Below are 7,344 nucleotides of genomic sequence, written 5' to 3'. Positions count from 1 at the left end.
CGGGGGCACACCCGTCTCCGGCGTCGTTCAGCTCCGGCGGAGCGTGCCCGGCGGCAGGGGGAAGAAGCCGCTGGTGCGGGCGACGTACTCGGCGTACCCGGGCCGTCCCTCCATGTGCCGCTCCAGCAGGGCCTTGCCGCTGCCCATCGTGAGCAGGAGGCTCATGACGACGGGCGAGACGAGCGTGGTGGCCGCGACCACCGGGTCGGCGCAGACGACGAGGAAGAGCCCCCACCAGACGCAGAAGTCGCCGAAGTAGTTCGGGTGCCGGGTCCAGGACCACAGCCCCCGGTCCATGATGCGGCCCTTGTTCGCCGGGTCACCCTTGAACCGGGCCAGCTGGGCGTCGCCCACCGCCTCGAAGCCGAGCCCCACGGCCCACAGCGCCGCACCGGCCAAGGCCCATCCGTCCAGCGGCCCCGGCAGGTAGTAACCCGCCTGCACGGGAAGGGAGATGAGCCAGACCAGCGCGCCCTGCAGCAGGTACACCTTGCGCAGGGCGTACAGGTCCGGATTGCCCGGCGCCTTCGCCAGCATGGCCTCGTAGCGCGGGTCCTCGCCGTGGCCCCGGCCCCGCCGGCCGATGTGCACGGCCAGACGCAGGCCCCAGGCCGCGGTGAGTGCGGTGATCAGCAGCCGGCGTCCTTCGTCCCCGTCGCCGGCCGACATCGCGTACGAGGCGAGGGCGACTGCCGCGAAGCCGAGGCCCCACGCCACGTCGACGATCCGGTGCATGCGCTTGCGCAGTGCGATCAGGAACGTGATGAGCATGACCGAGAGGGCGGCGACCGCGGACGCCGCCAGGTTCAGGGCGAACGCCTGCCAGGCGAAGCCGTTCACCGGACGGACCCGGGGCGCTGCCCGGCGATCGCCGGCTCGGCCGGGGTGTGACCGCCCTGGCCGGCCACGGCGCCGAGTCCCGCGTACCAGCCGTGGCGGGTGGCGGGCGTGCCCGCCGCCCCCTCCGCGTCGGGCCGCACCGAGAGGATCTGGTCGACTCCCATACGCCGCTCCTCGAAGGCGAGGGCGCCGCCCACCAGGTAGAGGCGCCACACCCGGGCGGTCTCCTCACCGACCAGCGCCACGAACTCGGACCAGCGCTCCTCCAGGGTGCGGTGCCATGCCTCGACGGTCAGCACGTAGTGCTCGCGCATCGATTCCACGTCACGGACCTCCAGCCCCGCTCCTTCGAGGAGTCCGACCGTCTCACCGAGCGGGCGCATGTGCATGTCCGGCGCGATGTACGACTCGATGAAGGCCCCGCCGCCGGGGGCGGTCGAGCCGCGCGACATCTGCTGGACCAGGGCGCGCCCCTGCGGCCGGAGCACGGAGTGGAGCAGCGCCGTGAAGGCCGGGTACTCGGCGTCCCCGACGTGCTCCCCCATCTCGACGGTGGAGACCGCGTCGTACGAGCCCTGGAAGCCGGGCAGTCCCGCGACGTCGCGGTAGTCGCAGTTGTGCACCTCGACGAGGTCCTGCAGGCCGCGCTCCTCGACCCGCGCCCGCACGTACGCCGCCTGCTCCTTGGCCAGGGTGACCGCGGTGACGCGGACCCCGTGCCGGCCCGCCGCATGGAGGGTCAGGGACCCCCAGCCGCAGCCGATGTCCAGCAGCCGCGCGCCCGCCGTGAGCCCGAGCTTGCGGCAGATCAGTTCCAGCTTGTCGCGCTGGGCGTCGGCCGGCCCGTAGTCCGGGCCGGCACCGGTCCAGTAGCCGCAGGAGTAGGCCATGGTCTCGTCGAGCAGCAGCGAGTAGAAGGCGTTGGAGAGGTCGTAGTGGTGGCTGATGGCGGCCCGGTCACGGGCCTTGCTGTGCAGCGCGCCGCTGAGCCCGGCCCGGGCGGCGGGAACGGGTGGGCGGGGGCCGACCGCGCCGAGGCGCAGGGCGGTGCCGGCCGCCCTGAGACGGTCGGCGATGCCCGGGCGGGGCAGTTCCAGGCCCTGCTCCCGTGACGCGCGGCGCATCGCCCGCAGTCCGTCCGCGAGGTCGTCGTCGATGTCGATGTCACCGGTGATGTATGCCTCGGCCAGGCCGAGTTCGCCCGGCTGCCAGAGGAGCCTGCGCAGCGCCCGGCGTGAACGGACGTGCACCGTGGGAGCGTCCTTCGGGCCGGTCTCGCTGCCGTCCCACATCCTGAGCCTGACCGGCGGCGGACCGCCGAGGAACTGCTCGATGACCGGCGCGATCCGCTGCGCGGCGCCGGTGCCCGGGGTGTCGGTAAAGGTGTTCACACGGTGTCCTCATGGGTCAGGAGAATCTGCTGCACATCGAGATAGCCGGACCGGAAGCCGGCCTCGGAATAGGCGAGGTAAAAGGTCCACATACGTCGGAACGTCGCGTCGAAACCGAGGGCATCGACCTGGGCGGCCCGCTCCTCGAAGCGTTCCCGCCACAGCCTCAGGGTCTCGGCGTAGTGCATGCCGTACGTGCTGCGCTGCCTCATCCGCAGACCGGTGTGCGCGGTGGTGACGCGCTCGACGGCCTCGGTGGAGGGGAGGATGCCGCCCGGGAAGATGTACTTCTGGATCCAGGTGTAGGTGCTGCGGCTGGCCAGCATCCGGTCGTCCGGCATGGTGATCGCCTGGAGCGCGATCCGGCCGCCGGGGGCGAGGCAGCGCTCCAGGGTGCGGAAGTACACCGGCCAGAAGTCGACGCCGACCGCCTCGATCATCTCGACGCTGACGATCGCGTCGTATTCCCCGGTGACGTCCCGGTAGTCGCAGAGCCGCACGTCGACACGGCTTTCGTGGCCGGCCTCGCGGATCCGCCCCCTGGCCAGCTCCTGCTGCTCCCTGGAGAGGGTGAGCGTCGTGACCCGCGCTCCGCGCGCCGCGGCGCGGAGGGCCAGTTCGCCCCAGCCCGTGCCGATCTCCAGCAGCTCGGTGCCGTGGCCCACGCCCGCCAGATCGAGCAGGCGGTCGATCTTGCGGTGCTGGGCGGCGGGCAGCAGGTCCCGCTCGGCCGGGAACCCCCGGAAGACGGCGGACGAGTACGTCAGCGTGTCGTCGAGGAAGAGGGCGAAGAGGTCGTTGGACAGGTCGTAGTGGTGGCTGATGTTGTCGCGGGAGCCCTCGGGGGTGTTGGCCTGCGCGGCCGGCTGCCGCAGCGCCCACAGGCCCCGCAGCCTCTGCAGCGGCGCGGGTACCAGCTCGGCCGCGTTCCCGGCGAGGACGGACAGGACACCGACGAGGTCGGGCGAGTCCCACTCGCCCGCCATGTAGGACTCGCCGAAGCCGATGAGCCCGCTCGCCCCGATCCGCCGGAAGAACGCGTCGGGCCGTCGGATCTCCATGAGCGGTCCGCCCAGCCCGATGCTGTCGCGGCCGGCGAGCCTGGCACGCAGCGGAAGCCGGGAGAGGGCGTGCCGTACGAGCCGTTCGGCCATGGCGGTCCTGATGCCGGAGGCCCGTGGCTGGGTGGCGACATCGGGCCATCGTTCCGGGTCCACGCCCTGGGGAGGGGGTGTGATGGCCCGGGTCTGGGCCGGGACGGCGCCGCGGCGGGCCCGGGCCACAGCCGGGGTGGTGGAGCTGGGTGAGGTGGGAGAGGTGGGCACCTTCACTGCATGCCTTCCTGGGTGCGATGACGGGGACGGGGCTGTACGGGCAGCCGCCGCAGGAACAGCCGGATGCCGTGCAGCCGGATGGCGGCGGACACGACCGCGGTGGAGAAGGGATGGCGCAGGAACAGCCGGAGGAGCTGGGCAGGCGTACCGGGACGCCGGGTGCCGCGTACGGTCGCGGTGAACGGGCGGGCGTCCTCGCGCTCCAGGTGGACCGTCAGGTTCAGCAGCGGGCCGGGCTCGGGGAGCCGCATCCGATAGCGGCCGTCCACCGGGAAGAACGGCGAGACGTAGAAGTCCTTCTCGGTCACCGCACGCCCCGCCTCGTCCGTCCGCAGCAGGTAGCAGTGCCGCTCCCCGTAGGTGTTGTGCACCTCGGCGACCACACAGAGCGGGCTGCCGTCGGGGCGGCCGCACCAGTAGACGGTCAGGGGGTTGAAGACGTGGCCGAACACCCGGGCCTGGGTGAGCATGGTGACCGGGCCGCCGTCGAGGTCGATGTCCCGGGTGCGCAGGAACTGTTCCAGTCCGGCCCGCACGGTGGGCGCCGTACCGCCGAAGTGGTCGCGTGCGTCGAAGCCGGCCAGCGGGCGCAGCAGGGCGGGGAGCCGCGGTGGGCTGTCCGGGTCTATGAGCCACAGATAGGTGCGGTGCCGCAGGCCGTATCTGCGGGGCGCGGTCCGCACGTGGCTGATGGTGCACGGGTAGAGGGCGCCGGTCACCAGTCCACCCCGAGCGCGGCGGCGGCCTCGGCTCCCGAACGGCAGCCGTCCTCGTGGAAACCCCAGCCGTGGTACGCCCCCGCGAAGGCGGTGACGGGTCCCGAGAGCGCCGGCAGCCGCTCCTGGGCGGCGACCGATTCCGGGGTGAAGACGGGGTGTTCGTACACCATGCGGGCTCCTACGAGGTCCGGGTCGACGCGGTCGGCGCCGTTCAGCGTGACGACGAAGCGCTCGGGGGCGTCCAGCCGCTGGAGCCTGTTCATGTCGTAGCTGACGGTGACCCGGTCTGCGTCGGCGGCGCAGGACGGCATCAGGTAGTTCCAGGAGGCGGCGGCCCCCCGGCTGCGCGGCAGCAGCGTGGTGTCGGTGTGCAGCAGCGTGGGGTTGCGGGAGTAGCGGAACGCCCCGAGAGTGCGCTTCTCCTCGTCGGTGGGATCGGCGAGCAGCGCGAGCGCCTGGTCGGGGTGGGTGGCGACGACGACCGCGTCGTACTCCTCGGTGGTGCCGTCCTCGGTGACGATCTCCACGCCGTCACTGTGCCGGCGCACCGTCCTCACCGGGGTGGCCGTCCGCACCGAGTGCACCTGCTTGGCGATGCGGCCGACGTACTCGCGCGAGCCGCCGGTGACGGTCCGCCAGACCGGCGAGTCGCCGATGGTGAGCATTCCGTGGTGCTCCAGGAAGCGGAAGAGGTAGCGGGCCGGGTAGCGCAGGGCGGTCACCGGGTCGCAGGACCAGACCGCGGAGACCATCGGGGTCAGGAAGTGCGCGCGGAAGTACGGGGAGAAGCGGCCGCGTTCCGCGAACTCGCCCAGGGTCATCACCCCTGTTCCTTCGGGCATGGCGAGCAACGCCCTGGCCGCCTGGTGGAACCGCACCACCTCTGTCAGCATGCGCAGGTACGCGCCCCGGAGCACCGACCCGGGCCGGGCGAACAGCCCGGTGGCGCCGCGGGCGCCCGCGTACTCGAGTCCGCAGCCCTCGCAGCGCACGGACATGCTCATCTCCGACTCCTGCGTGGCCACGTCGAGTTCGTCGAAGAGCCGCAGGAGATGGGGGTACGTCCGCCGGTTGTGCACGATGAACCCCGAGTCGACGCGGTGTGTCCGGCCGTCCGTCGAGCTCAGGTCGTGGGTGTGGGCGTGGCCGCCGACGCGCGGGTCCGCTTCGAGGAGCGTCACGTCGTGCGCCCTTCCCAGAACGTACGCGGCGGTCAGTCCCGCCACCCCGCTGCCCACTACGGCTGTGCGCCGCCGTTCCCCTGTCATTCGGTTCCTTCCGGTGTCACAGGTCTGGCCGGGGCCCTACGGGAGTGCCCCTCAGAGGTCATTCGAGACAGCGGGCCCCGCGGATTGGCCGATGATCGGACTTCCTTCCATCGGGTGAACGACCAATCCGCCGGGCGATCTGCGTCGAACCCCCGGTGTGAGAACAGACCAAGACGTTTCGCAGAAGCAAGGGGCCTCCGGGGCCCGGCGCTCCCGCTGGGCACGCGCCGCGTTCGCCGCGCTCAGCGGTCTGATCGCCGGGTTCACGGCTCTGTGCGTCGCCGAACTGGTCGCCGCCGCCGTACGCCCCGAGGCGGGTCCGGTCACGGCCGTGGGCGGGGCGGTCATCGACCGCACTCCCGCGGCCGTCAAGGACTTCGCCGTAAGGAACTTCGGTACGGACGACAAGCTGGTGCTGCAGCTCGGGATCCTCTTCCTCCTGGCGCTCTTCGCCATGGCGGTGGGGGTCCTGGCTCTGCGTCACCGGTGGACCGGCGCTGCGGCCGTCCTGGTCTTCGGCGTGGTCGGGGCAGTGTCCGCGGCCGGGCGGCCCGAGGGCCGTCCGGTCGACGTACTGCCTTCGGTCGTGGGCGCGCTGGTGGCCGCAGGAGTGCTGTATCTCCTGGCCGGACGGCTGGCCCCGCCCGCCGTTCCGTCTCCCGCGGCTGGGGGGACGGACGGCGGGGAACAGGGCGCCTTCGACCGCCGTGGCTTCGTCATCGCGGCGACCGCGGCCGCGGCGGCCTCGGCCGGTGCGGGACTCCTGGGCCGAAGACTCCAGGCGTCCCGGCTGGCCGGGGTCTCCGCCTCACGCGGCGACGTCGTGCTCCCGGCGCCGGCATCCCCCGCGCCCGCGATACCGGGCGGAGCGGATCTGGGCATCCGGGGTCTGAGTTCCTTCACCACCCCGAACAAGGACTTCTACCGGGTGGACACCGCTCTGGTGGTGCCGCGTGTCGACGCCGGCGAGTGGCGGCTGCGCATCCGCGGCCGAGGGGTGGCGCGGCCCGTCACCCTCAGCTTCCAGGACCTCCTTGGGCGCGAGCTCATCGAGCGCGACATCACGCTGACCTGTGTGTCCAACCAGGTGGGCGGCCCCTACGTCGGCACCGCGCGGTGGATCGGCGTGCGCCTGGCGGATCTGCTGAGCGAGGCCGGGGTGAAGCCCCCGTCGAAGGGCGGACGCGCGGACCAGATCGTGGCGCGTTCCGTGGACGGGATGACGATCGGTACCCCGGTCGAGGAGGTCATGGACGGCCGCGACGCACTGCTCGCGGTCGGTATGAACGGCGAACCGCTGCCGTTCGACCACGGCTTCCCGGTCCGGATGGTCGTCCCGGGTCTGTACGGCTACGTCTCGGCGTGCAAGTGGATCCAGGACATCGAGCTCACGACCTTCGACGCGTACGACGCCTACTGGGTCGAGCGCGACTGGTCGCGCGAAGCGCCGGTCAAGACCCAGTCACGCATCGACACCCCCCGCCCCTTCGCCGCGCCGCGCGCGGGGACCGTACCCGTCGCCGGAGTCGCCTGGGCCCAGCACCGGGGCATCGCCCGGGTCGAGGTCCGGGTCGACGGCGGTGAGTGGCACACCGCGCGACTGGCCGCGGAGGCCGGCCGCGACACCTGGCGCCAGTGGGTGTGGGAATGGCCGGCCACGACCGGCAACCACACCCTGGAGGTCCGTGCGACGGACCGTACCGGCGCCACACAGACCGACAAGCGGGTCGGCACCGTACCCGACGGTGCGACCGGGTGGCACTCGGTGGTGGTCGACGTGACCTGACTCCGC

General features: G+C 72.4%; 6 protein-coding genes. 1 reads left to right on the top strand and 5 read right to left on the bottom strand.

Going from position 1 to position 7,344, the window contains the following annotated elements:
- Window positions 1–27 precede the first annotated feature (27 nt).
- The 5 genes from BFF76_RS23345 to BFF76_RS23325 are packed head-to-tail and all read right to left on the bottom strand — an operon-like array spanning window position 28 to window position 5,552.
- On the bottom strand, window positions 28–840 hold the full coding sequence (locus tag BFF76_RS23345; RefSeq protein ID WP_065848992.1) for a DUF1295 domain-containing protein: 813 nt from the start codon (window positions 838–840) through the stop codon (window positions 28–30).
- Complete coding sequence (locus BFF76_RS23340; RefSeq protein WP_065848991.1) at window positions 837–2,231, bottom strand: SAM-dependent methyltransferase; 1,395 nt, start codon at window positions 2,229–2,231, stop codon at window positions 837–839. The genes BFF76_RS23345 and BFF76_RS23340 overlap by 4 nt, the downstream gene beginning before the upstream one ends.
- Complete coding sequence (locus tag BFF76_RS23335; protein ID WP_107418477.1) at window positions 2,228–3,562, bottom strand: class I SAM-dependent methyltransferase; 1,335 nt, start codon at window positions 3,560–3,562, stop codon at window positions 2,228–2,230. Before BFF76_RS23335 ends, BFF76_RS23340 begins: the two co-directional genes overlap by 4 nt.
- Window positions 3,559–4,284: a DUF1365 domain-containing protein gene (locus BFF76_RS23330; RefSeq protein ID WP_107418476.1), complete on the bottom strand. Its 726-nt coding sequence runs from the start codon at window positions 4,282–4,284 to the stop codon at window positions 3,559–3,561. Before BFF76_RS23330 ends, BFF76_RS23335 begins: the two co-directional genes overlap by 4 nt.
- Window positions 4,281–5,552 carry an NAD(P)/FAD-dependent oxidoreductase gene (locus BFF76_RS23325; RefSeq protein ID WP_065848990.1) on the bottom strand — a complete coding sequence of 424 codons (1,272 nt, stop codon included), beginning with the start codon at window positions 5,550–5,552 and terminating at the stop codon, window positions 4,281–4,283. The genes BFF76_RS23330 and BFF76_RS23325 overlap by 4 nt, the downstream gene beginning before the upstream one ends.
- Before the next feature lie 157 nt (window positions 5,553–5,709).
- Between BFF76_RS23325 and BFF76_RS23320 the strand changes: the two genes are divergently transcribed.
- Window positions 5,710–7,338 carry a molybdopterin-dependent oxidoreductase gene (locus BFF76_RS23320; RefSeq protein WP_167359523.1) on the top strand — a complete coding sequence of 543 codons (1,629 nt, stop codon included), beginning with the start codon at window positions 5,710–5,712 and terminating at the stop codon, window positions 7,336–7,338.
- Window positions 7,339–7,344 lie beyond the last annotated feature (6 nt).

This window comes from Streptomyces mutomycini, assembly GCF_001700505.1.
Lineage (GTDB): Bacteria > Actinomycetota > Actinomycetes > Streptomycetales > Streptomycetaceae > Streptomyces > Streptomyces mutomycini.
This window is presented reverse-complemented; position numbering and strand designations above follow the sequence as displayed.